This is a genomic window from Paraburkholderia strydomiana (genome assembly GCF_046030495.1).
In the GTDB taxonomy this organism is placed as follows: Bacteria; Pseudomonadota; Gammaproteobacteria; order Burkholderiales; family Burkholderiaceae; genus Paraburkholderia; species Paraburkholderia strydomiana_A.
Genome location: NZ_JAQQCJ010000007.1, coordinates 240,562 through 264,064 on the forward strand (window position 1 = coordinate 240,562; position 23,503 = coordinate 264,064).

The window sequence follows — 23,503 nt, forward strand, 5'->3', positions numbered from 1 at the left end:
CACATTGCTTTGCATGGAGATACGATGAACGCCAATCCAAAATTCCTGTCCGCGGACGCCCACGTCGATGAAGCCGCTGTCGCGCCGCTGCCGAATTCCCGCAAGGTCTACGTGAGCGGTTCGCGCCCCGACATCCGCGTGCCGATGCGCGAAATCTCGCAGGCCGATACGCCCGACAGCTTCGGCGGCGAAAAGAATCCGCCGGTCTATGTCTACGATACGTCGGGCCCTTACTCCGACCCGGACGCGAAGATCGACATCCGCGCGGGCCTGCCGGCGCTGCGTCAGGCGTGGATCGAAGAGCGCGGCGACACCGAAGCGCTGACGGGTCTGTCGAGCGACTTCAGCCGCGAGCGCGCCGCCGACACCGCCACCGCCGACCTGCGTTTCAAAGGCCTGCATCGCACGCCGCGCCGCGCGATCGCCGGCAAGAACGTGTCGCAGATGCACTATGCGAAGAAAGGCATCATCACGCCGGAGATGGAGTACATCGCGATTCGCGAGAACCAGCGCCGCGCCGAGTATCTGGAGAGCCTGAAGACGAGCGGCCCGAACGGCGAGAAGCTCGCCGCGATGATGGGCCGTCAGCATCCGGGCCAGGCGTTCGGTGCGAGCGCGTTCGGTCCAAACGGCCTCACCGCGATCACACCGGAATTCGTGCGCGAGGAAGTGGCGCGCGGCCGCGCGATCATCCCCAACAACATCAATCACCCGGAAAGCGAGCCGATGATCATCGGCCGCAACTTCCTCGTGAAGGTAAATGCGAACATCGGCAACTCGGCGGTGACGTCTTCGATCGGCGAGGAAGTCGACAAGATGACGTGGGCGATCCGCTGGGGCGGCGACACGGTGATGGATCTGTCGACCGGCAAGCACATTCACGAAACGCGCGAGTGGATCATCCGCAATAGCCCGGTGCCGATCGGCACGGTGCCGATCTATCAGGCGCTCGAAAAGGTCAACGGCAAGGCCGAGGACCTGACGTGGGAAATCTTCCGCGACACGCTCATCGAACAGGCCGAGCAAGGCGTCGACTACTTCACGATTCACGCGGGCGTGCGTCTGCAATACGTGCCGTTGACGGCGAAGCGCATGACCGGCATCGTCTCGCGTGGCGGCTCGATCATGGCGAAGTGGTGTCTCGCGCATCACAAGGAAAGCTTCCTGTACGAGCACTTCGAAGACATCTGCGAAATCATGAAGGCGTACGACGTGGCCTTCTCGCTCGGCGACGGCCTGCGCCCCGGCTCGATCTACGATGCGAACGACGAAGCGCAGCTGGGTGAGTTGAAGACGCTCGGCGAACTCACGCAGATCGCCTGGAAGCACGACGTGCAGACGATGATCGAAGGCCCTGGCCACGTGCCGATGCAGTTGATCAAGGAGAACATGGACCTGCAACTGGAATGGTGCGACGAAGCGCCGTTCTACACGCTCGGACCCCTCACCACCGACATCGCACCGGGCTACGACCACATCACGTCGGGCATCGGCGCGGCGATGATCGGCTGGTTCGGCACGGCGATGCTCTGCTACGTGACGCCGAAGGAACACCTCGGCTTGCCGAACAAGGACGACGTGAAGACCGGCATCATCACGTACAAGCTCGCTGCGCACGCCGCCGATCTGGCGAAGGGTCATCCGGGCGCCCAGGTGCGCGACAACGCACTGAGCAAGGCACGTTTCGAATTCCGTTGGGAAGACCAGTTCAATCTCGGCCTCGACCCGGACAAGGCGCGCGAATTCCACGACGAAACCCTGCCGAAGGATTCGGCCAAGGTCGCGCATTTCTGCTCGATGTGCGGCCCGCACTTCTGCTCGATGAAGATCACTCAGGACGTGCGCGAATTCGCGGCGCAACAAGGCGTCACCGACGACGAAGCGCTGAAGAAAGGTATGGAAGTGAAGTCGATCGAGTTCATGAAGAAAGGTGCCGAGATCTATCAGCGGCAGTAAGGTTCGGTGTGCAGACCGGGCATGGCTTGAGCGCCGCCCGGTTCCGCCAGGAACCTGCATTGCAGCATCGAAGCCCGCCACTGGCGGGCTTTTCCGTTTGTGCGAGGGTGTGCGAAGCCGGGCACGCCGCATGCTGGGCGAAGGGAAACATTTGATTACGAAGCCGTCAATCCGCTGACAAGCTCACACATCTGGATACGCGACGCGCGGCTAACATCGAATGCATGAACGGGGGGCTTTCGTCCCTCTTACGTTTCGGCGATTACGTCCAACAAACTCAATTAAACAACCGGGAGTCAGCATCATGAAAACGATTCGACAAATCGGCACGCTCGCAACCATCGTCGCTCTCGTTGCGGGACTTTCGGCGTGTGAAGGCATGAGCCGGCAAGGGCGCGATACCGCCATCGGCGCGGGTCTGGGGGGCGCGGCGGGCGCGGCGATCGGCGGCAATGCGCTGTCGACGATCGGCGGTGCGGCGGCGGGCGGCATCATCGGTAATCAGGTCGGCAAATAAGCGATGTGAAGGCGCATACTGCACGGTAAGTCACGCGGTATTTCGAAAGCGAACACGACGCTTGCCTTCATGACGACGCTCGAACCGCCTCGTCATGAAGGTTCAGCGCAAGCGTCGAACGATGCGGTGCAATGTCGTGAAATACGCCGTTACGGTTTTGCAATCGTGTTCGCGCCGCGGGAGCGTAAGCTCATCTCGTTACGCCGACGGTGACGGTGTACGGCACAACGAGGAGCGCGTCATGAAGTCCCGCGTCATCAACAGTGTTCGCGCGAGGGGCTCATGGCTGCCGCGCGTATTTTTACGGCTGCCCCGTAGAGTCGTTGCTGCCGGCAGCGTCCTCTGCGTCGTGACATTGTCGGGCTGCTATTACCCATACGGTTACTATCCGTCCGGCTACTACCCTGCTTACTATTCACCGTATTCAACGGCGCCCGCGACGGCCGTGCAGCAGGGCGTCCCGGCGGGCCAAACCGGTTCGACCGATGCGCAGCAACAGCAACCACAGAACGCGGCACCCGCTTATGCAGTAGCACCGCCGCCCGTCTATGTGGCGCCGGCTTATCCCGCCTACTATCCCCCTCCGGTCTATCCCGCTTACCCGGCGTATTACGGCTATCCAGGCTACTACGGACCATCGGTGTCGATCGGCATCGGCGGGTATTGGGGTGGAGGATGGGGACATCATTGGCATCACTGAACGCCTGTCGCGTGCAGGCTTCGACGCCACGTTACTGACTGCAAGTCGGGCGCACCCGCAATGACGCGGCATGCGCCCGCTCCGTTTCATGCACTGTGCTTCGTATCGTGCGGACAACCGCTCTGCGCCACTTCTTTTTGCGCGCCCGTAGTTTCCCTTCTTGACGTGCCCGCGCGGGGTTCTATGCTTGGGAAGCACATGCAGCACCCGTTTAATAAGCAATGCGGTTCGACTCTTACGTTCCGCTGACGTTCGTCCATCCTGCTACAGAGACGCGCCTCTCATTCGTGATCCCCGCGTCGCGCCGAACAATACCAAGGAGACGTGATGTTTCACCAACTACTCACCCCGGTCGGCAATGCGCTGTTACCTTCATTCCTCGTCGCCGCGTTGCCGATCATCGTCGTGCTGCTTCTGCTCGGCTGGGCGCGCAGGCCGGCCTGGCAGGCCTCGCTCGCGGGGCTGATCGTCGGTCTGATCGTGGCGGTGTCAGTGTGGCAGTTTCCGGTCGGGCTCGCGTTGAACTCCGTGTTCGCGGGCGCGGTGTTCGCCTGCTGGCCGGTCATGTGGATCGTGGTCACGGCCATCCTGCTGTACAACATCGCGCAACGCTCGGGCCGCTTCGCGGCCTTTCGCATGTGGATGATCGACAACCTGCCGAACGACCGGCGGGTCGTGCTGGTCGTAGTCGGCTTTTCATTCGGCGCGTTGCTCGAAGGGATTTCCGGCTTCGGCACACCCGTCGCCATTACCAGTTCGCTGCTGATCCTGCTGGGCTTCCCCACCCTCGAAGCGCTCACCTTTACGCTGATCTTCAACACGGCGCCGGTCGCGTTCGGCGCGCTCGGCGTACCGATCACCGTGCTCGGCGCGGTGACGCACCTGCCGTCCGATCTGCTCGCCAAGATGGTCGGCCGTCAGTTGCCGTTCTTCGCACTGCTGCTGCCCTTCTATGTGATCGCGGTGTATGCGGGCTTTCGCAACATGCTGCGCGTGTGGCCGGTGCTGCTGGTGTCGGGCGCGAGCTTCGCGCTGACCCAGTTCATCGCGTCGAACTACGTGAACTACAGCCTGACCGACGTGTTGTCGTCGATGGTGTCGCTGATTCTGACGATCGCATTCCTGCGCATCTGGAAGCCCGCCGCCGATCCTAAATTCGCGATCAACGTCGACCGGATCGGCGAGGTGCGCGGCAAGATCAGCGGCGGCCAGGGCTGGTATCCGTGGATCATCGTGTCGGTCGTGGTGATCGTCTGGACCATCGCGAGAGTCTTCACGATCGGCGACGTCAAGGTGCCGTGGCCGGGGCTCGACAAGGCCGTGTTCATCACGCTGTACAACACGCCTTATGGCGCGGTGTGGGACTTCCAGCCGCTCGCCACCGGCACGGCGATTCTGGTCGCGGCGCTCATCACGACGTTCGTGGTCGGCCTGAGCGCGCGCGAATTCGGCAAGGCGATCGCCGACACGTGGGTGCAGACGCGCATCGCCATCCTGACGGTGGCGACCATCGTCGGGCTCGCCTATCTGATGAACTATTCGGGGCTCACCTATACGCTCGGTCTCGGCGTCGCGTCGGTGGGTCCGTTCTTCCCGCTGGTGTCGGCCTTCCTCGGCTGGGTCGCGGTGTTTCTGTCCGGCAGCGATACGTCGGGCAATGCGCTGTTCGGCAATCTGCAGGTGGTCGCGGCCAACCAGTTGAATCTGAGTCCGGTGCTGATGGCGGCGACCAATTCATCGGGCGGTGTGATGGGCAAGATGATCTCACCGCAAAACATTTCGACCGGCGTGGCGACCACCGAACTCAAAGGCAAGGAAGGGGTGGTGTTCGCGAAGACCTTCAAGCATTCGATTCTGTTGACGGTGTTGCTCGGTTTGCTCGTGTGGGCGCAGCAGAATTTCTTGCAGTGGATGATTCCGCATTGATGGTCGATGTGGTTTGCGTGTGCTCTGCTTGTCGGCGCGGCGGCAAGCAGAGCGTTGGTTTTGTGGCCGTCGGGCCGCTTTGTTCGGCTGAGTTGTTGGCGCAACAAACTCCATAACCCCCGAGGGCGCGTCCACTCCCTCCGCCGCCATATCTCAATTTTTCTCACAACAGCGTGAGAATTGCTCGTTTTGCTTACGCCCCGCCGACGCTTACGATCACAGGCACCGGACGCCTGGATCTCCCGAACCTTGCCGTTTCATCCCAACGTGAAACGTTTCGGGTGATCGCACTGCTACGATGCGCAGGCGTCCCGACTCAACCGCGCGCGGCGCCATCCCGATGAAACCTCAAAACCTGCTGCAACTGCTGATCCTCGCCGCCCTGTGGGGCGCGTCGTTTCTGTTTATCCGCGTCGGCGTCACCGACTTCGGCGTGGCTCCGCTGATGGCGCTGCGCGTCGGCATCGGCGCGGCCTTTCTGCTGATCGTGCTGCTCGCGCGGCGGCCGCTGCAGCAATCGGCGACGATCCTGCGCACGCGCGCCTTTCCTCTGCTGGTGGTCGGCATCCTGAATTCGGCGGCGCCGTTCTGCCTGTTCGCCTACGCCGAATTGACACTGTCGGCGGGGGTCACCTCGGTGATCAACGCGACCACACCGCTGTGGGGCGCGCTGGTCGGCTTTCTCTGGCTGCGCGACCGGCTGAGCGCGCTGCGCACGCTCGGTCTCGTGATCGGCTTTCTCGGCGTATTGATGCTGGTATGGGATCAGATCGCCGCACCGAACGGCTCGGCCGCGACGCCGCTGAGCACCGCGCTCGCGGCCGGCGCGGCGCTCGGCGCGACGCTGCTGTACGGCATCGCGGCGAACTACACCAAGCGCCACCTCACCGGCGTCGATGCGCTGACCGTCGCCGCCGGCACAATGACCGGCGCGACCATCGTGTTGCTGCCGCTCGCCGTGATGTTCTGGCCGGTCACGCCGATCTCGCTGCACGCGTGGGGCGCGGTGATCGCGCTCGGCGTCGCGTGCACCGGCGTCGCGTACATGCTGTTCTTCCACCTCATTGCGGTGGCCGGGCCGGCGCGTGCCATCACCGTCACGTTCGTGATTCCGATCTTCGGCATTCTGTGGGGCGCGCTGTTTCTCGGGGAAGGCGTGTCGCCCGGTATGCTAGAAGGTTGCGCCGTGATTCTGGTCGGCACCGCGCTTGCCACCGGCGTGATCAAGCGTCTGCCGTGGATCGGCACGCGCCGGGCCGATACCTGAAAACCGTTTCGCGCGACGCCGCCAGCCGGCGTCGCGCTATGTCTTCGTTCGTGTCTTTTCGTCTTCGCTGACTGGGGTCTCATCGGCCACAGCAGCCCCCGCCTCCGCTTTGATCGCCGCGAATTCCGCATCCGAAAAATAGCCTGCACTCCGGTCAGAGTGTGGGTGAAACCGTCGGCCTACGAGGATAGGCGACGGGGCCAGCGAGACCACGCGTCACGCGCGTGGGTCGTCATCGGGCGCGGCACCGGTTTGTCGGCCGGCGCCGGAAATGGCGGGACCGCGGGAGGCCGGCACGCGGCAACTCATGCCGGTCTTATCGAATCCGGCCCTATGAACGATAAAACGCAGCTTTCCCGCCAGTTACAGAAGTTCGCAGCGGAACAACCGTAAATCATTGATTGTTATTGAATTTATCGGCGAACGAGAGAGATCACTTCATGGGATGCGACGCCGTATGCCGCGCCACGAGACCGGCTTGCCGCCTTGTCTTGCCCGCGCTCAAGCGGCCGCAGATGAGCGCCCAAACGAGCAGGCTTGCCGCGCGCATCCAGTAAGGCATGACGTCGAACATGGCCCACTCCTGGCGGGCTAGCGTGAATAACGCTCACAGGAAGGAAGCGAAAGACGTATACGTGGCCGGGGACGAATGTCGGTGTCTAGTCGCGTGCGTCCATGGCTCGACGAACGGCGGGACGCCGGTGCCCGCACAGAATCCCGTGGCCATAAAAAAACGCCCGAGACGTCAATCCCGGGCGTTTTTTCAAACATCAGCTTCGCCTGCTATCTGCTCAGGCTTTGCCAGCTCAATGCAGCTGGTCGACCATCAGACTCATGATCTGCTTGGCCTGCGAGCTTTCGTCGATCGCACCCTTGTCGTCGATCACGGCCACACGCGTCTGGTCCGGTGTCACCGCGCGCACGTTCACGCGATACTGCTTGGCGACCTTCTCCTTCTTGCCGTGGAACACCTGGCTCCAGAAACCCTGTTCCACCGACGACATATCCTTCGGATCGACGTAACGGACGAAGTACAGGCCGCGGCTCAGATCGCGGTCGTCGACGGTGAAGTTGCTGCGGTCGAGCGCGAGGCCCACGCGCAACCACGCGCGGTCATACGGTTCGCCGAGCGTGAGTTCGGTCGACGAAAGCTGCGCCGAGGTATTCGCCGAATCCGCATCCGGCATCGGCTGCTGCGCCGACAGCGCGACGTTCTGCGCCGCCGTGGCCGCCGCGGCCGACTTCGCACCTGCGCTCGCAGCGTTCGGCGCCGCTTGCGCACCGGCCGGCGACAGCTCGGCGGTTTGCCCACCGCCCGACTTCGAGCGCGAATCGGCCAGCGCGAGCGCTGCCATCAGGCGCTTCAGATATTCCTGTTCGAGAGCCGGATCGTTCGGCTTCGGCTGCCACTGGCTCGAATCGTTGTTCGTGCCGGTGAGCGCCTCGCGCATGCCCTTCTGGCTAATGAACACGTAGGTGCCGCCGTTTGGCGCCGCCTCAAGACGCGTGCGGTACTTGTTGCGCTCCGAGGTCACATAGCTGTTGCCCATTGCCTTGGACAGCGTGTTGCGGATCAGGCCGTCGCTGATCTGCGCGTGCGACTCGTTCCAGTCGGTTTCCATCACGCCCTTGTCGCGCTGGTCGACCACCAGCAGGAAGCCCTGTTCCTGCCAGAAGCGGCGGATCTGCTCCCACGCCTGCGCGGGCGCCTTGTTGTCGATCACGAGCCAGCTCTCCGTGCCGTCGCGCTGGATATGCATGCCGCTGACCGGCGGCACCACCGCCACGTTATTGCTCGCCGACGGCGCTTGCGCCTGAACCTCCTTGAGCGCGGACAACGACGTTTCGCCGCCTTGCGGGGGCAACGAACGCTGATCGGCCGTCTCGTCGATCATGTTCGGCGGGACGGCGAGTGACACCTGCTTTGATTTGGAGTCGCTCTTGTAGTCGATTTTGGTCGGCGACGAAGTGCCACAGCCGGCGACCAGCCCGCCTGCCATCAGCATTACTGCAAACCGCTTGGTAAGACGAAGATCAGTCATGTTCGGGGAATCCTTCCGCTACGCCACGGCAAGTTTCCGTGGATCAACCCAACATTTTACCGGTCCCGGCGAGCCGTGTGCAAAAACTGGGGTTTGCCCGCTCAATTGAACGGCCGACGGCATGTTCTGAACGCGTCGCGACACCCCCGGCACAAAGTCCAAAAACTCGTCTTCGGCAAATCTTCGCCCAGGAAAAAACGCGTTGCGCTCACGGCGGAAAATCGCGCGTGCGCCGCACATTTAACATTTGCCAACATTTCCTACTACTGCGTAGGCTCACATCTATAACCTTGTCAGATCTTTGTTTTCAAAAGCAATTTCCTCTACCGGCCCAACACGTATTTTGACCGCGCATCGAGCGGCGGCGACATGCTCCGTGACCATCAAAAACCCGGATGCTACCGTCACCTCCGCATCTCAATAAAACCGGAACAGACCGGCTCGCGAGGCAAACCGCCATGTCAAAGTCCCGTTTCTCCCCCTCTTTGGCCGCCTTGGCGCTTGCGCTCGGCGCGCTGTGTGCGAGCGCTGGCGCGCAGGCCGAATTGGGCGGCACGATGCCTGGTCAGGCGAACCCGACCGCGACCGCGCCGAGCATGCTGCTGAACGGTGCGCTGCGCATGCGCACCCTGACCGATGCCGGCAACACGACCATCAACGAGTACGCGACGAGCACCGGCCAGATCATCGGCTACGCGTGGGAAGGCCCGACCATGCCGGATCTGCACGCGATGCTCGGCAAGTATGCCAACTCGTACCTCGCGGGGACCGCCATGCCGCAAGTGGACGCCAATCTCCACAGCTCGCGGATCGCGCGGCCGGACGTGATCGTCGAATCCGGCGGGCCGATGCGCGGCTATTTCGGACGCGCATGGCTGCCCGCGGCGCTACCTCCCGGCGTCACCGCGGACGACCTGCGGTAAGCGTACGCGCATCAGGACAATCCTTCGACGATCGATACCCACCATGAAACCCTCGGCTCGACTTTGCACCCTCTTCCTCGTCTGTGCGGCGTTGACAGGTTGCGGCGGTGGAGGCGGCGGCTCACCAGCGAGTTCGTCGCAGGCGGGCGCAGCCAGCAGTCCAGGCGCCGCCAGCGCACCGGCAAGCGGCGGCTCGCCTGGCGCGGGCAACACCAGCGCGAACCTGAATGTGCCGCAGTCGAACACGCCGAACGTCCAGCCGATCGCGGTCAACGTCGCGCCCGGACTGACGCGCAACATGCTGACGACCAGCGTCACCGTCTGTCAGGCCGGCACCACCAATTGCGCGACGGTCGACGACATTCAGGTCGACACCGGCTCGAATGGCTTGCGGATTCTCGCCTCCGCGCTGCCGGCAAGCCTGGCGCTTGCGGCGGCGCCGTCGGGTAGCGGCGTCACCGGCGAATGCGCGGTGTTCGGCAGCGGCTACGCATGGGGCGCGGTGCGCAGCGCGGACGTCCGCATGGCCGGCCAGGTAGCCGCGTCGATCCCGGTCCATCTGATCGCCGACACGGCGCTGCCCAGCGTGCCCACCGATTGCGCCAACTCCGGCCCGGCGATGCTGACGGTTGCCGCCCTGCGCGGCAACGGCATTCTCGGCATCGGCCTGTTCACAGCCGACTGCGGTAGCGGCTGCGCGAACACTGCGCTGCCTCGCTGGTACTACCGTTGCGACGTCAACGGCGCTTGCGTGGCGAGCGCGCAGGCGCTCGCGCAACAGGTCGCCAATCCCGTCAGCCACTTCGCGCTCGACAACAACGGCGTGGTGATCGACCTGCCCGCGATCCCCGATACCGGTGCGCCCAGCGTGTCGGGCTCGCTGATCTTCGGCATCGGGACCCAGGCGAACAACACGCTCGGCGGCGCCAGCATCGTCAAGGCGAATGCGACGAACGGCTACCTCGTCACCAACGCCGCCGGCCAAACCTATGCGCAAAGCTATATCGACAGCGGCTCGAACGGGATCTTCTTTCGCAACGCCCAATTCCCACAATGCGGCTTCTGGTACTGCCCAAGCTCGACGCAAACGGTCAGCGCCGCGCTAGTCGGCGTTGACGGCGCCTCGAGCGCGGTGTCGTTCCCGGTTGGCAATTCGACCGCGTTGTTCGCCTCGCCGAACAACGCGTTCAACAATCTTGCCGGTCCTGCCGCCCGCGGCTTCGGCTGGGGCCTGCCGTTCTTCTACGGCCGGCGCGTTTATACGGCGATCGCCTCGCGCAATACGTCGGCCGGCCAGGGTCCTTACTACGCGTTCTGAACGATGCTTCACTACGGCACGTAGCCAGTATAGGGCCCAGTGCGTGCGGAAATTTCCCAAATTGATTGGGGGAGTAAATTTGATATAGGGCGGCGGTGATAATTCGAGAACCGGCTAACTTTTCGTTTCACGATAGTTAGTCATGCCTATCTTCAAACACCGCCCGATGGAAGAACCCACCTTTTCGCTCGACAACTTCGAACACCTCGTCTACACGCGGCAGTACGTCAAGGCGTCGGTTCAACTCATCGCCGCGCTGGCGCTGCTGCAACAGAAGCGCGGCAACCTCGACGAGCGCTTTCTCGCGTCGGGCATGATCGACCTGCCGGCGGCCGAGCAGCATCGGCGCTTCTGCACGCGCCTCGCGAGCGCGGCCTCCACGCTGTTCGCCGACCCCCAATTCGACCTGCCGCCCGCGTGCTTCAGGCTGTTTCTGACGCTGCACGAATGGACCGGCCTCGTGTTCTCCACCACCGCGTTCGGCAATGCCGACCACGTCGTACGCTATCTGAATCCGCGTGGCCCGGAGAACGCGCAATTCCTGGCCGGCGACCGCTTCGTCGAAAAGCTCTGCGCGCTCTATTCGACCGAGTCGGAACTGGAGCTCGACTTCGCCGCGCTGTGGGCGTACGACAAAACGCTCGCCGCCAGTCTCGCGCTCGTCCTGCTGGCGCCGACGTTCAAGGGCTCGGCGAACGCGCATCTGAAACGCGAGGCACTAATCGAATGGCTGCCCGGCAAGCTGCAGCAGATCCGCGACCTCGACGACCTGCCGACCGCGTTGCTGCACAACGCCTACATGTTCTGCAGTTACGCGGAGACGCCGCGTCGCCATGAAATCAAGCGCGACATCAACGCGCTCGTGCGACGCAAACTCGCGCAACTGGGACTCGCCGATCTACCCGGGCCGAAAGCTGTGCCCACGAAACGCGCACGCGCTCCGTCGCGCGGCAAGAAACCGCTGATGATCGTCGTGCTGGAGTGGTTCAGCGGCGCCCATTCGATTTATCGCACGCACTCGCGCACGCTCGAAGCCGCACGCGAATATTTCGAACTGGTGGGTTTCGGCTTCGGCTACGCCGTCGACGACCTCGGGCGGGCGGTGTTCGATCGCTTCATCGAACTGGAGGAGCCGGAATATATCGGCGAATGCCTCGCGACGATCCGCGCGTTCGCCTCGGCCGAACAGCCGGACGTGCTATATATGCCGAGCGTCGGCATGTTCGTGCTGAGCGTGTTCATGTCGAACCTGCGCGTCGCGCCGCTGCAGATCGCCGGTCTCGGCCACCCGGCCACCACGCATTCCGACAAGATCGACCGCATCAGCGTCGAGGAAGACTATGTCGGCGACCCTGCCTGCTTCAGCGAGCGGTTGATGAAACTACCGAAAGACGGCCAGCCGTACCGGCCGTCGGTGGCTATGCCTGAGATCGTCGCGCACATTCCACCTCCGCGCGAGCGGCTCGAGATCGTCATCACGGCTAGCGCGATGAAGCTCAATCTGGGCTTTCTCGGCGCGTGCCGTGAAATCGCCGCGCGTGCGCAGACGCGCGTCGAGTTTCACTTCATGAGCGGCGTGCCGACCGGTCTGCCGCTCGATCGGATGCGCGCCGTGATCGAGAAAGCGTTGCCGGGCGCGCGAGTGCACGGCTTTCACGACTACGCGGGCTATCTGGCCCGCATCAACCGGGCGGACCTCTTTCTGAGTCCGTTTCCGTTCGGCAATACCAATGGAATCGTCGATGCGTTGACGCTGGGGTTGCCCGGCGTCTGCAAGCGTGGCGCAGAAGTATTCGAACGGATCGACGGCGCGTTGTTCGAGCGCGTGGAGATGCCATCGTGGACGGTGGCGGATAGCGTCGACGAGTATATTGTCGCCGCCGTGCGGATGATCGACGCGCACGCCGAGCGCACGGCGCTGCGGCAGAGGTTGATCGACACGCAGGCGGTGCAGCGGTGTTTCGAGGGGCGGCCTCAGGCGTTCGGTGAATGCGTGTTGAAGCTCGTGCGCGATAAGACAAGGCAGCGCCTGGAGGCGATCGCAGAGCAATAAACCGTATGGCGGATCCGGCAGTGGACTCGAAGTGCGCATCCGCCAATATCGTCGCGGCAACCTTGTGGACAATGGTTGGGCATGGCGCAAAGTTCCGCGCGGCTCATCACGCAAGGCATCCGCCAAAGCCGCAAACAGGCAGCTCCCGCGCATCACCCCGCGGCTTCGCTAGCGGCCTGAGCGGGCGGTGCTGCGAGTTTGGCCGGGGCGAGCCAGCGGAACACGTCGAGATCTTCGCCGTGGAATGTGCACTCGGCGGCGGCCGGCAGTCTCACAGTCTTCGGTTCAGCCGGCTTCTTCGAGGACGCCTCGACACCCGAAGCTGCCGTCGCGCCCGCAGCCACGGTATTCGCCTTCGCAGCCCCGCGCGCGGCGGATGCCGCCCGCGCGGCCGAAGCTGGCCTGGCGGCCGCCACTTCCGAAGCCGTCATCACGTGCTCGATCGTTCCTTCGACCACCACCCGCGAGCCGCGGATGGCCGCGGCCCGATGAGCGACCTTCAGCGTATCCGACGACGTGGCGGCCAGCTTGCTTCGCATCAACTGCTCGCATGCACCCGAGTTCCTGTGGACGGTCGTGCAGGCCGCCAGCAGCGCGGCTGCGGTCGTGACGCAGGCGATAGAGAGAATCCGAATCTTCATTGATGTTCCGTTTTTCAAGCCGTCGGGAATTGTAGCTTACGGATCCTCGATATTCGTTTCATGCTTGCCTCCGGCAAAGTGAAATGAAGGGGATCATGTCCGCGCTGTCGAAAAATCAAGGTGCGGCGGGCGCTGACCCCGTCATTTATACGCGCTAAGCGCCCCTTCGGATTCGGTCGTCGCCGCGATCGGTGCCTTCGACGCCGCCGCAAATTCCGCCACGCCCTATGCTTATGCCGATTGCCGATTTCTTTCCGCCCCGATCGAGCCCGATAATGACTGTCATGAACGTTCAAGCCAAATTCCCTACACGCCTGTTGCGCGGCCCGCTCGCAGCGTTCGGCCTGGCACTGCTGCTGGCGGCCTGCGCCAGTCCCTCAGCGTCGAATACATCGACAGCGACAGCAACGCCAGCCTCCGCCCCTCCCACCTCGCTCGACGCCGCCGTCTCCAACCCGCAACGCAGCGCCCAGGCCCGCGCGCGCGACATCTACCGCCATCCGAAGGAAACGCTGCAATTCTTCGAACTCGCGCCCTCGCAAAGCGTGCTGGAAATCGCGCCGGGCGGCGGCTGGTACACCGACATCCTCGCGCCTTATCTGCGCGACCACGGCAAGCTGTACGAGGCGCAATACGACGGCCCGCAAGGGTCGCCGTCGGCGGAAGCACAGGCTGGCCGCGCGGCGTTCGCGCGCAAGCTGGCGGCCGCGCCCGCCGTCTATGGCAACGTCGTGGTCGGCACGCTGCACGCGGGCCAGTTCGGCGGCTTTCCCGCCGACGCCAGCGTCGACCGCGTGCTCACCTTCCGCAACATCCACAACTGGATCAAGGACGGCGAGATCGACGCGAACCTGCGCGCGTTCTATGCAGCACTCAAGCCCGGCGGCATCCTCGGCGTCGAGGAACACCGCGCGGCGCCCGGCACGTCGCTGCAACAGACCATCGACAGCGGCTACGTCACGGAAGACTACGTGATCGCCCACGCTCGGGCGGCCGGCTTCGAACTGGCCGGCAGGAGCGAAGTGAACAGCAATCCGCGCGACACGAAAAATTACCCGCACGGCGTGTGGTCGCTGCCGCCGAGCTACGAGGGCGGCGACGCCGATCGGGCCCGCTACGCGGCGATCGGCGAGTCCGACCGCATGACCTTGCGCTTCGTAAAACCCCTCCACTGAGCGACCCGGCGCGAACACGGTGCGAGTGCGGCGCTTGACTCCGTCCCGATAATATGTTCCTATTGCGCACTATGTACCGCGCCCAGACCACCCTATCGCTACTACTAGCCCGCTCTACCGGGCTAGGTCTGCTGCTGCGCGCTTCTATCTGATACACCGAAGCACCGCTTGATTCCACAGTAACTGACCCAGCCCCGGTTTCCGACCGGCGGCCCTGTATCGTTTCGTCGTCCGGTCGACTCCCAGCTTTCTGGTCTCACTTCCGGATGATGAAAATGTTGAAAAACCCTGCTACCAAATACCGTTCGTTCAAGCCCATCAATTTGACGGACCGCCAGTGGCCGTCGCGCACCATCACGCGCGCGCCGATCTGGATGAGCACCGACCTGCGCGACGGCAATCAGGCGCTGTTCGAGCCGATGAACGCCGAGCGCAAGATGCGCATGTTCAAGACGCTGGTGCAGATCGGCTTCAAGGAAATCGAAGTCGCGTTTCCGTCGGCGTCGCAAACCGACTTCAACTTCGTGCGTGAGCTGATCGAAGGCGGCCACATCCCCGACGACGTCACGATCGAAGTATTGACCCAGGCCCGCGACGATCTGATCGAACGCACGTTCGAATCGTTGCGCGGCGCACCGCGCGCGATCGTCCACCTGTACAACGCGACCGCGCCGGAATTCCGCAAGATCGTCTTCGGTCTGGAAAAGAGCGGTGTCAAGGAACTCGCGCAAAAAGCCGCCCGCACGATGAAGCGTCTCGCCGACGCGTCGCCGCAAACGCACTTCACGCTGCAATACAGCCCGGAAGTGTTCAGCGGCACCGAACTCGAATTCGCGAAAGAAGTGTGCGACGCGGTGTTCGACATCTGGGAACCGACGCCCGAGCACAAGGCGATCGTCAACTTGCCGGCCACCGTCGAAATGGCCACGCCGAACGTCTACGCGGACCAGATCGAATGGATGCACCGCAATCTCGCGCGCCGCGATTCGCTGATCGTCTCGGTCCACCCGCATAACGACCGCGGCACCGCGGTCGCCGCGGCGGAACTCGCGGTGATGGCGGGTGCCGATCGCGTCGAAGGGTGCCTGTTCGGCAACGGCGAGCGCACCGGCAACGTCGATCTCGTCACGCTCGCGTTGAATCTTTACACGCAGGGCGTCGACCCTGAGCTCGACTTCTCCAACATCAATGAAGTCGCGCGCACCGCCGAAGAATGCACGCAATTGCCGGTGCATCCGCGTCACCCGTATGTCGGCGATCTGGTGTTCACCGCGTTCTCCGGCTCGCATCAGGACGCGATCAAGAAGGGCTTCGCCGTGCAGAAGCCCGACGCGATCTGGGAAGTGCCGTATATGCCGATCGATCCGAGCGATCTCGGCCGCACCTATGACTCCGTGATTCGCGTGAACAGCCAGTCGGGCAAAGGCGGCATCGCCTATCTGCTCGAACAGAGCTACGGCGTGGTGTTGCCGCGCCGCCTGCAGGTCGATTTCAGCTCGGCCGTGCAGCACTTTACCGACGAGAGCGGCCAGGAAGTCACGCCCGCGCAGATCTGGGAATTGTTCCAGCAGGAATACGTGCGGACCGCTGACCCGGTGCGCTACATCGGACACAGCCTCACCGAGCGTGACGGCCGCGAACATATCAAGCTCACGGTCGACATCAACGGCACGGCGCGCGTGCTGCGCGGCGAAGGCAATGGTCCGCTCGACGCGTTGATGCACGCGATCGGCGCACCGGTGCGAATCCAGCACTACGAAGAACGCGCGCTGACCCAGGGCGCCGATGCGCGCGCGGTCGCGATCGCCGAAATGGCCGGCGCCGATGTGGCCGGCAGCGCCTTCGGCGTCGGCATCGATGCGAACCTCGTGACGGCTTCGATTCGCGCGGTGATCAGCGGCATCAATCGCGCTTACACGCGCGCCAATGCGCAAGCGCAAGCGTGCTTCTTCGACGCGGCGTCGATCGACGCAGCGGAGGACGTGGCGGTTTGAGGCTTCGGTCTGCGTTGACTGTCTAGCGTGTTCGAGGGGGCGTCCGTTGCGACGCCCCCTCTTTTTTTGCGCGCCCTATTCTTCGAAACGGGCACGCGGCACTTACTGAAACACGTCCCTGCCGAAGTACTTGCGCGAGATCTTCTCGTACGTGCCGTCTTTCCTGATGTCGGCAAGCGCCTTGTTGATCGCGAGGCGCAACTTCGGGTTGCCCTTGCGGATCAGCACCGCCGATTTATTGCTGCTGTCCGGCGACGTATCGACGGCGACCATCTTCACCTTCGCATCCGGCGAGCGCCTCACGAAGTCGAGAAACGTGAGTGAATCGTTGATCGTTGCATCGACCCGGCCGGCGGTCAGCAGCTCGATCGATTCGTCGAAGCCCTGCGCCGGGATCACTTGCGCGCCGTGCGCCGCCGCGATCTTGCCGAGGTTGCTGGTCAGCGTATTGGCGGACTTCCTGCCCTTCAGGTCATCGAAACTTTTGATCGATGTGTTGTCCGACGCGACGATCAGCACCGCGTGCGACGTGATGTACGGATCGGAGTAATCGTATTTGACTTTGCGCGCCTCGGTGACGGCCACTTCATTGATCACCGCGTCGTAGCGGTTCACGTCGAGCCCGGCAATCAACCCGTCCCATCGGCTTTCGATGAATTGCGGCTTGACGCCCAGCCGCCGTGCGATCTCCTTGCCGATCTCCACATCGAAGCCGCTCAGGTTGCCCGCCTCGTCGTGATACGTGAACGGCGCATAGGTGCCTTCCGTACCGATCCGGAACACGCCCGTGGAGCGGATTTGCGCGAGTTCGTCGGCGGCGAATACCGGGCTCGCCACCGCCACCGCCTGCCACAGGGCGATCAGCAGAATGGAACGAATCGGCTTCATCGGGAGGCTCCGTCAGGTTTGCTACAGCAGTGGCTGAGTCTTACGTTCGGCTGTCCCCGCCGGCGCTCGCGGCCGGCAGACTCGGCGGACTGTAGCAAACCATCTGTTTTTTTTCAAAGCCCCTCGCGCGATGAGCGCCTAGCGCTCCACCGGATGCGGCTCCTTGCGCTTATTGGCGACGCGCACCGCATCGAAGTACGCGGAATTAGGCGGCCGCTTCAGATAGCGCCCCGCGCCGCGCACCGCACGCAATTCGCCGTCGGTCCACGCGAGCGCGCCGCGTGTGAGCGTATGCATCGCGACGCCCTGCACCGTCATCCCTTCGAACACGTTGAAGTCGACTTTCTGATGATGCGTGTTCACCGAAATCGTCTTGCTCGCGTTCGGGTCCCACACCACGAGGTCCGCATCCGCGCCGACGCGCACCGCGCCTTTGCGTGGATACAGATTGAAAATTTGCGCGGCGTTGGTCGACGTGATGCGCACGAATTCGTTCGGCGTGAGACGCCCCGAATTCACGCCGTGATGCCAGAGCACCGCCATGCGATCCTCGACGCCGCCGCAACCGTTCGGGATCTTCGTGAAGTCCTCGCGGCCCATCGCCTTCTGCGACGCGCAAAACACGCAGTGATCGGTCGCAGTGGTGTGCAATTGACCCGCCTGCAAACCCCGCCACAATGCTTCACGATGTTCGGCGGAGCGGAACGGCGGGCTCATCACGTGCGCGGCCGCGCGGCTCCAGTCAGGGTCACGATACACCGCTTCGTCGATCACGAGATGGCCCGGCAATACTTCGCCGAACACGCGCAAACCCTCGCTGCGGGCGCGCGCAATCGCGTCGACCGCATCTTTCGCCGATACGTGCACGATATACACGGGCACGCCCAGCACCTGCGCGATACGGATCGCGCGATTGGCCGCTTCGCCCTCCACTTCGGGCGGCCGCGACAGCGGATGCGCCTCCGGCCCCGTGAAGCCTTTTGCCAGCAACTGGCGCTGCAACTGGAACACCAGTTCGCCGTTTTCAGCGTGGACGGTGGGCAGCGCGCCGAGTTCGAGCGAACGCGAGAAGCTGTTCACGAGCACTTCGTCGTCGGCCATGATCGCGTTCTTGTAGGCCATGAAGTGCTTGAAGCTCGACACACCATGTTCGTGCACGAGCGTGCCCATGTCGCGATAGACCGACTCGTCCCACCATGTGACCGCCACGTGAAAGCCGTAGTCCGCCGACGCCTTCTCGGCCCAGCCGCGCCACTCGTTGAACGCCTGCATCAGCGGTTGCTTTGGACTCGGAATCACGAAGTCGATGATGCTGGTCGTGCCGCCCGATAAACCCGCCGCCGTGCCGGTATAGAAATCGTCGCTCGCGGTGGTGCCCATGAACGGCAATTCCATATGCGTGTGCGGATCGATGCCGCCGGGCATCACATACTGGCCGCCCGCATCGACGATCGTGGCGCCCGCCGGCGCCTCCAGGTCCGCGCCGATCTGCAGGATCGTGCCGCCGTCCTGCGGGTCCGCACACAACACGTCCGCACGATACGTGTTCTCCGCGTCGATAATCGTGCCGCCGCGAATCAGGGTCGTCATGGTGCCGCCTCCTTATGAACTGCTGGTTTCGATGTTGCGCACTTCATCTGCGTACTTCATCCGCGTACTTCATCTGTACTCATGCGCGCGCCACTCGCGCACTCGGTCCTTTGCTCAGTTTCATCCACGCGCTGTATACGATCGATGCCAACGCGAGTCCGACAAACCACGCATACGTATAGAGCGTATTGAAGATCGCCGGCACGTTCGGAAACGACGCCGGAAACGCAGTGTGCAAAAAGCCCGGCAGATTCGGCAACACGCCGACGATCAGCGCGACCACCGCGCCGATGTTCCAGCCGCCCGTGTAGCTGTACTCGCCCTGCTCGTCGAACAGTTCGCGCGTGTCGAGCCGCGTGCCGCGAATCAAGAAGTAGTCGACCATCAGGATGCCGGCCACCGGACCGAGCAGCGCCGAGTAACCGACCAGCCAGGTGAAGATATAGCCCTGCGTGGTGGCGAGAATCTTCCACGGCATCATCACGATTGCGATAGTCGCCGTGATCATGCCGCCCACGCGATACGAAATGCCCTTCGGCCAGAGACTGGAAAAGTCGTAGGCCGGGCCGACCAGATTCGCCGCGAGATTGCACGACATCGTGTCGAGTGTGAGGATGATCAGCGCGACGCCGACGCCGATGCCGGTCATGCGGCTCGTCAGATCGATAGGATCCCAGATCGCCTTGCCGTAGATCACCACGGTCGCCGAGGTTACCACTACCGAAATCACCGAGAGCAACGCCATCGGCACCGGCAGGCCGATCGACTGGCCAATGATCTGGTCGCGCTGCGTCTTCGCGAAGCGCGTGAAATCGGGAATGTTCAACGCGAGCGTCGCCCAGAAGCCGACCATGGCGGTGAGACTCGGCCAGAAGGTCACCCAGAACATGCCCTCCTTCTTGCCGCCAGGCACGAATTGCGACGGCGCCGACAGCATCGAACCGAGACCGCCCGCCTTCGAGGTCGCCCACCACACGAGCGCGACGCACATCACGATCTTGATCGGCGCGGACCAGCTTTCGAGGCGGCGGATCGCTTCGGTGCCATGCACGATGAAATAGATCTGCAGCGCCCAGAACACGAGGAAACACGCGAGTTGCGCGAGCGAGATGCCGAGAAACGGTAGCGCCTCGCCGTGCAGCGCGTTGCCGGTGAGAATGTTCAGCAGCACATAGATCGCGCTGCCGCCTAGCCACGTCTGAATCCCATACCAGCCGCACGCGACGATCGCCCGTAGCAACGCCGGCAGTTTTGCGCCGCTCGTGCCGAACGACGAGCGCACGAGCACTGCATACGGGATGCCGTGCTTCGCGCCCGCATGGCCGATCAGCAGCATCGGCACCAGCACGATCAGATTGCCGAGCAGCACGGTGACGACCGCTTGCCATGGCGACATGCCCTGCTCCGTCAAACCGGCGGCGAGCATGTACGACGCGATGTTCATAACCATGCCCACCCACAGCGCGGCGAAGTGATACCACCGCCAGGTGCGCTGCGCGGGGCCGGTCGGCGCAAGGTCGTCGTTGTAGAGGACGCTGCTTTGCGCGCCGGCCGCGAACTGCGGATCGACGGAGTGCGCTGTCTGCTTCATCGAAAGATCTCCACTTGATCGTTGAGGCCCGCGCGGCTTCTGCTGGCGCGTCGGGCCTTTGGGGAAAGACAGGTTCAGTACGAGCGCTACGTTACGTTGCGTGGCTAACGGTGCTTCATGCCTCAGGCTGCTTTCGCCGGCTGCGCGTGAGCGTGCACCTGGGTTGCGGTTTCGGCGGCTTCAGCGGTCCCTGTCGGCGCGCATGCGGCCACGTCCACGCGCGCCGGATTGTTCGGATGCGTGGTCCAGTTCGCGTATTCGCTGCTATCCACGCGTTCCATCGTGATGCACTGCTCCACCGGGCACACGTGCATGCACAGATTGCAGCCGACACATTCGGAGTCCATCACTTCAAAATGCCGGACGCCATCTTTTTCTTTCATGATCGCCTGGTGCGCGGTGTCCTCGCAGGCGATGTGGCACAGCCCGCATTGAATGCACTTGTCCTGATCGATGCGCGCCTTGATCTCGTAGTTGAGGTTGAGGTACTGCCAGTCGGTGACGTTGGGCACGGCGCGGCCGCGAATGTCGTCGAGCGTCGCGTAGCCTTTTTCGTCCATCCAGTTCGAGAGGCCGTCGGCGAGATCGGCAACGATGCGAAAGCCGTAGTGCATCGCGGCCGTGCAAACCTGTACGCTGCCCGCGCCGAGCACGATGAACTCGGCCGCGTCGCGCCAGGTCGAAATGCCGCCGATGCCGGAAATCGGCAAATCAGGCGTCTCCACATCGCGCGCGATTTCCGCCACCATGTTCAGCGCGATCGGCTTCACCGCGGGTCCGCAGTAGCCGCCATGCGTGCCTTTGCCGTCGACCATCGGCAGCGGCGACATCGCGTCGAGATCGACCGCCACGATCGAGTTGATCGTGTTGATCAGCGACACGCCGTCCGCGCCGCCTTTGTATGCCGCACGCGAGCCGAGCCGGATGTCGCTGATGTTCGGCGTGAGTTTGACGAGGCACGGCAGCTTCGTGCCTTCCTTGACCCAGCGCGTGACCATCTCGACGTACTCGGGCACCTGGCCCACCGCCGCGCCCATGCCGCGCTCGCTCATTCCATGCGGACAGCCGAAATTCAATTCGACCGCGTCGGCGCCGGTGTCTTCGACGAGCGGCAGGATCCATTTCCAGTCGTGCTCATTGCACGGCACCATCAGCGACACGATCATCGCGCGCTCGGGCCAGTCGCGTTTGACCTGCGCGATCTCCCGCAGATTGATGTCGAGCGGACGGTCGGTGATCAGTTCGATATTGTTCAGGCCTGCCATGCGCTGGCCGTTCCATTGCACCGCGCCGTAGCGCGAGCTGACATTCACCACATGCGGGTCGAGGCCGAGCGTCTTCCACACCACGCCGCCCCAGCCTGCTTCGAACGCGCGGTTCACGTTGTAGGCCTTGTCGGTGGGCGGCGCGGAAGCGAGCCAGAAAGGATTCGGCGAAGTGATGCCGGCAATCGTACAGCGCAGATCGGCCATGTTCGGCTCCTTGGGGGACTGCTGTTCTTTGTCTGGATGCTGATGCAGGTTCGAGCGGTTTTATGCGGACCTACGCGGCCTTGACGGCGGTGCGCGCGAACTGCGCATCGATCGCCGCGGCGGCCACCTTGCCGTCCTGCACCGCCTGCACGGTCAGATCGATGCCGCCGGTGGCCGCGCAATCGCCGCCGGCCCACACCCCGGGCAGCGAGGTTTGCCGGTTTGCATCGACTTCGATACGGCTGCCGTCGAGTGTCAGCAGCTCGCGCGCGATGCCGACCGCCACCAGCGTTTGCCCGATCGCCTTGAGCACCATGTCGGCTTCGACCACGAAGCGTTCCTCGTCACCGCCACTCGACGTGCGTTCGAATTCGACACCCGTGACCACGCCGCTTTCGCCGAGCAAACACAGCGGCGTTGCATGCGTGACGAGCGTCACGCCGCAGGTCTGCGCGAAATCACGCTCGGCCCATGTCGCGCTCATCGATTCGACGCCGCGCCGGTACGCCATCGTCACCGAGGTCGCGCCGAGCTTGCGGCTTTGCACCGCCGCGTCCACCGCCGTATTGCCGCCGCCGATCACGACCACGCGACGGCCCACCGGCACCGTACCCAGATCGTTCGTGCTGCGCACCTGTTCGATGAAGTCCACCGCGTTCATCACGCCGCTCAGGTCCTCGCCGGCCAGCGCGAGCGCGCGCACGCCGGTGAGACCAATCGCGAGAAACACGGCGTCATGCTGCTGGCGCAACGTATCGAGCTGGATATCACGCCCGAGTACGACGCCGTGCTCGATCCCGATACCGCCGACCGAACACAGCCACGCCACTTCACGCTGCGCAAAATCGTCGACGGTTTTATAGGCGGCGATGCCGTATTCGTTCAGGCCACCGGCTTTTTCACGCGCGTCGTAAATCGTCACGCGATGACCTGCGAGCGCGAGACGATGCGCGCACGCGAGCCCCGCCGGTCCCGCGCCGACCACGGCGACGTGCCGCCCGGTCTCAGCGGCGCGTTTGAAGAGCGGCTCGCCGCGCGCCATCGCGTGATCGGTTGCATGCCGTTGCAACGCGCCGATCGCCACCGGCTTCGCATCCTGGTGGTTGCGCACGCAGGCGCCTTCACACAGGATCTCGGTCGGACAAACACGCGCACACATACCACCCAACGGATTGGCCGACAGGATGTCCACCGCCGCGCCCTTCAGATTGCCGTTACTGATCTTGCGGATGAAACTGGGAATGTCGATCTGCGTCGGACACGCATTCACACAAGGCGCGTCGTAGCAGTAGTGGCAGCGGCTCGCCGCCGCGGCCGCCGCGCTCGCGTCGAACAAGGGCGCGATATCGGAGAACTCGCACGAGAGTTGCTCGGGCGAGAGGCGCTGCGCCGCCACGTCGCCGGTTTGCTTGATGGCCATACACGTTCCTTCTTCGATGTGAGGACGTAG

The 23,503-nt window shown here is 63.5% G+C and carries 18 protein-coding genes; 10 read left to right on the forward strand and 8 right to left on the reverse strand.

Annotation, left to right across the window (positions count from 1 at the left end):
* The first annotated feature begins 24 nt into the window (after positions 1-24).
* From thiC to PQQ53_RS12355, 5 genes are all read left to right on the forward strand, one after another.
* Positions 25-1,956, forward strand: coding sequence for a phosphomethylpyrimidine synthase ThiC (gene thiC / locus PQQ53_RS12335; protein ID WP_408148249.1), 1,932 nt, complete (start codon positions 25-27; stop codon positions 1,954-1,956).
* Between the two features lie 304 nt (positions 1,957-2,260).
* Positions 2,261-2,473, forward strand: a complete 213-nt coding sequence (locus PQQ53_RS12340; RefSeq protein ID WP_168668529.1) for a YMGG-like glycine zipper-containing protein — start codon at positions 2,261-2,263, stop codon at positions 2,471-2,473.
* A gap of 241 nt (positions 2,474-2,714) precedes the next feature.
* Complete coding sequence (locus PQQ53_RS12345) at positions 2,715-3,173, forward strand: hypothetical protein (protein WP_408324244.1); 459 nt, start codon at positions 2,715-2,717, stop codon at positions 3,171-3,173.
* Between the two features lie 327 nt (positions 3,174-3,500).
* Entirely contained in the window at positions 3,501-5,099 is a 1,599-nt protein-coding gene (locus PQQ53_RS12350; RefSeq protein ID WP_408148245.1) for an L-lactate permease, read from the forward strand.
* Positions 5,100-5,439: 340 nt separating this feature from the next.
* Complete coding sequence (locus PQQ53_RS12355; RefSeq protein WP_408156956.1) at positions 5,440-6,366, forward strand: DMT family transporter; 927 nt, start codon at positions 5,440-5,442, stop codon at positions 6,364-6,366.
* 433 nt (positions 6,367-6,799) lie between these two features.
* Here the strand turns inward: PQQ53_RS12355 and PQQ53_RS12360 are convergent, their stop codons facing one another.
* Together PQQ53_RS12360 and bamC are read right to left on the reverse strand one after the other, a co-directional pair.
* Positions 6,800-6,940: a hypothetical protein gene (locus tag PQQ53_RS12360; protein WP_408324245.1), complete on the reverse strand. Its 141-nt coding sequence runs from the start codon at positions 6,938-6,940 to the stop codon at positions 6,800-6,802.
* A 232-nt stretch (positions 6,941-7,172) separates the two neighbouring features.
* Positions 7,173-8,408: an NlpB/DapX family lipoprotein gene (gene bamC, locus PQQ53_RS12365; RefSeq protein WP_408148241.1), complete on the reverse strand. Its 1,236-nt coding sequence runs from the start codon at positions 8,406-8,408 to the stop codon at positions 7,173-7,175.
* Positions 8,409-8,866: 458 nt separating this feature from the next.
* On the opposite strand from bamC, the gene PQQ53_RS12370 reads away from it, so the two are divergent.
* The 3 genes from PQQ53_RS12370 to PQQ53_RS12380 all read left to right on the forward strand — a co-directional run bounded on the left by PQQ53_RS12370 (position 8,867) and on the right by PQQ53_RS12380 (position 12,702).
* Complete coding sequence (locus PQQ53_RS12370; protein WP_408324246.1) at positions 8,867-9,331, forward strand: DUF2844 domain-containing protein; 465 nt, start codon at positions 8,867-8,869, stop codon at positions 9,329-9,331.
* 43 nt (positions 9,332-9,374) lie between these two features.
* Positions 9,375-10,649, forward strand: coding sequence for a DUF3443 domain-containing protein (locus tag PQQ53_RS12375; protein ID WP_408156960.1), 1,275 nt, complete (start codon positions 9,375-9,377; stop codon positions 10,647-10,649).
* Positions 10,650-10,815: 166 nt separating this feature from the next.
* Positions 10,816-12,702, forward strand: a complete 1,887-nt coding sequence (locus PQQ53_RS12380; RefSeq protein WP_408324281.1) for a glycosyl transferase family 1 — start codon at positions 10,816-10,818, stop codon at positions 12,700-12,702.
* A 152-nt stretch (positions 12,703-12,854) separates the two neighbouring features.
* Here PQQ53_RS12380 and PQQ53_RS12385 read toward each other — a convergent pair whose 3' ends face one another.
* Positions 12,855-13,343, reverse strand: coding sequence for a hypothetical protein (locus PQQ53_RS12385; RefSeq protein ID WP_408324248.1), 489 nt, complete (start codon positions 13,341-13,343; stop codon positions 12,855-12,857).
* Positions 13,344-13,618: 275 nt separating this feature from the next.
* Here PQQ53_RS12385 and PQQ53_RS12390 point away from each other — a divergent pair, with 275 nt between their 5' ends.
* Together PQQ53_RS12390 and leuA are read left to right on the forward strand one after the other, a co-directional pair.
* A complete protein-coding gene (locus PQQ53_RS12390; RefSeq protein ID WP_408156964.1) occupies positions 13,619-14,518 on the forward strand; it encodes a class I SAM-dependent methyltransferase in 900 nt (299 codons plus the stop codon).
* 275 nt (positions 14,519-14,793) lie between these two features.
* Positions 14,794-16,512, forward strand: coding sequence for a 2-isopropylmalate synthase (gene leuA, locus PQQ53_RS12395; RefSeq protein WP_408148232.1), 1,719 nt, complete (start codon positions 14,794-14,796; stop codon positions 16,510-16,512).
* Between the two features lie 102 nt (positions 16,513-16,614).
* Here the strand turns inward: leuA and PQQ53_RS12400 are convergent, their stop codons facing one another.
* The 5 genes from PQQ53_RS12400 to PQQ53_RS12420 form a co-directional block, all read right to left on the reverse strand.
* The gene (locus PQQ53_RS12400) at positions 16,615-17,400 is read right to left on the reverse strand and encodes an amino acid ABC transporter substrate-binding protein (RefSeq protein WP_408324250.1); all 786 of its coding nucleotides are present in this window, start codon (positions 17,398-17,400) and stop codon (positions 16,615-16,617) included.
* A gap of 138 nt (positions 17,401-17,538) precedes the next feature.
* A complete protein-coding gene (hydA, locus tag PQQ53_RS12405; RefSeq protein WP_408148228.1) occupies positions 17,539-18,990 on the reverse strand; it encodes a dihydropyrimidinase in 1,452 nt (483 codons plus the stop codon).
* Between the two features lie 79 nt (positions 18,991-19,069).
* Complete coding sequence (locus PQQ53_RS12410; protein WP_408156972.1) at positions 19,070-20,581, reverse strand: NCS1 family nucleobase:cation symporter-1; 1,512 nt, start codon at positions 20,579-20,581, stop codon at positions 19,070-19,072.
* 122 nt (positions 20,582-20,703) lie between these two features.
* Complete coding sequence (gene preA, locus PQQ53_RS12415; protein ID WP_408148224.1) at positions 20,704-22,053, reverse strand: NAD-dependent dihydropyrimidine dehydrogenase subunit PreA; 1,350 nt, start codon at positions 22,051-22,053, stop codon at positions 20,704-20,706.
* A 70-nt stretch (positions 22,054-22,123) separates the two neighbouring features.
* Positions 22,124-23,473, reverse strand: a complete 1,350-nt coding sequence (locus PQQ53_RS12420; RefSeq protein ID WP_408324252.1) for an NAD(P)-dependent oxidoreductase — start codon at positions 23,471-23,473, stop codon at positions 22,124-22,126.
* Between the last annotated feature and the right edge of the window lie 30 nt (positions 23,474-23,503).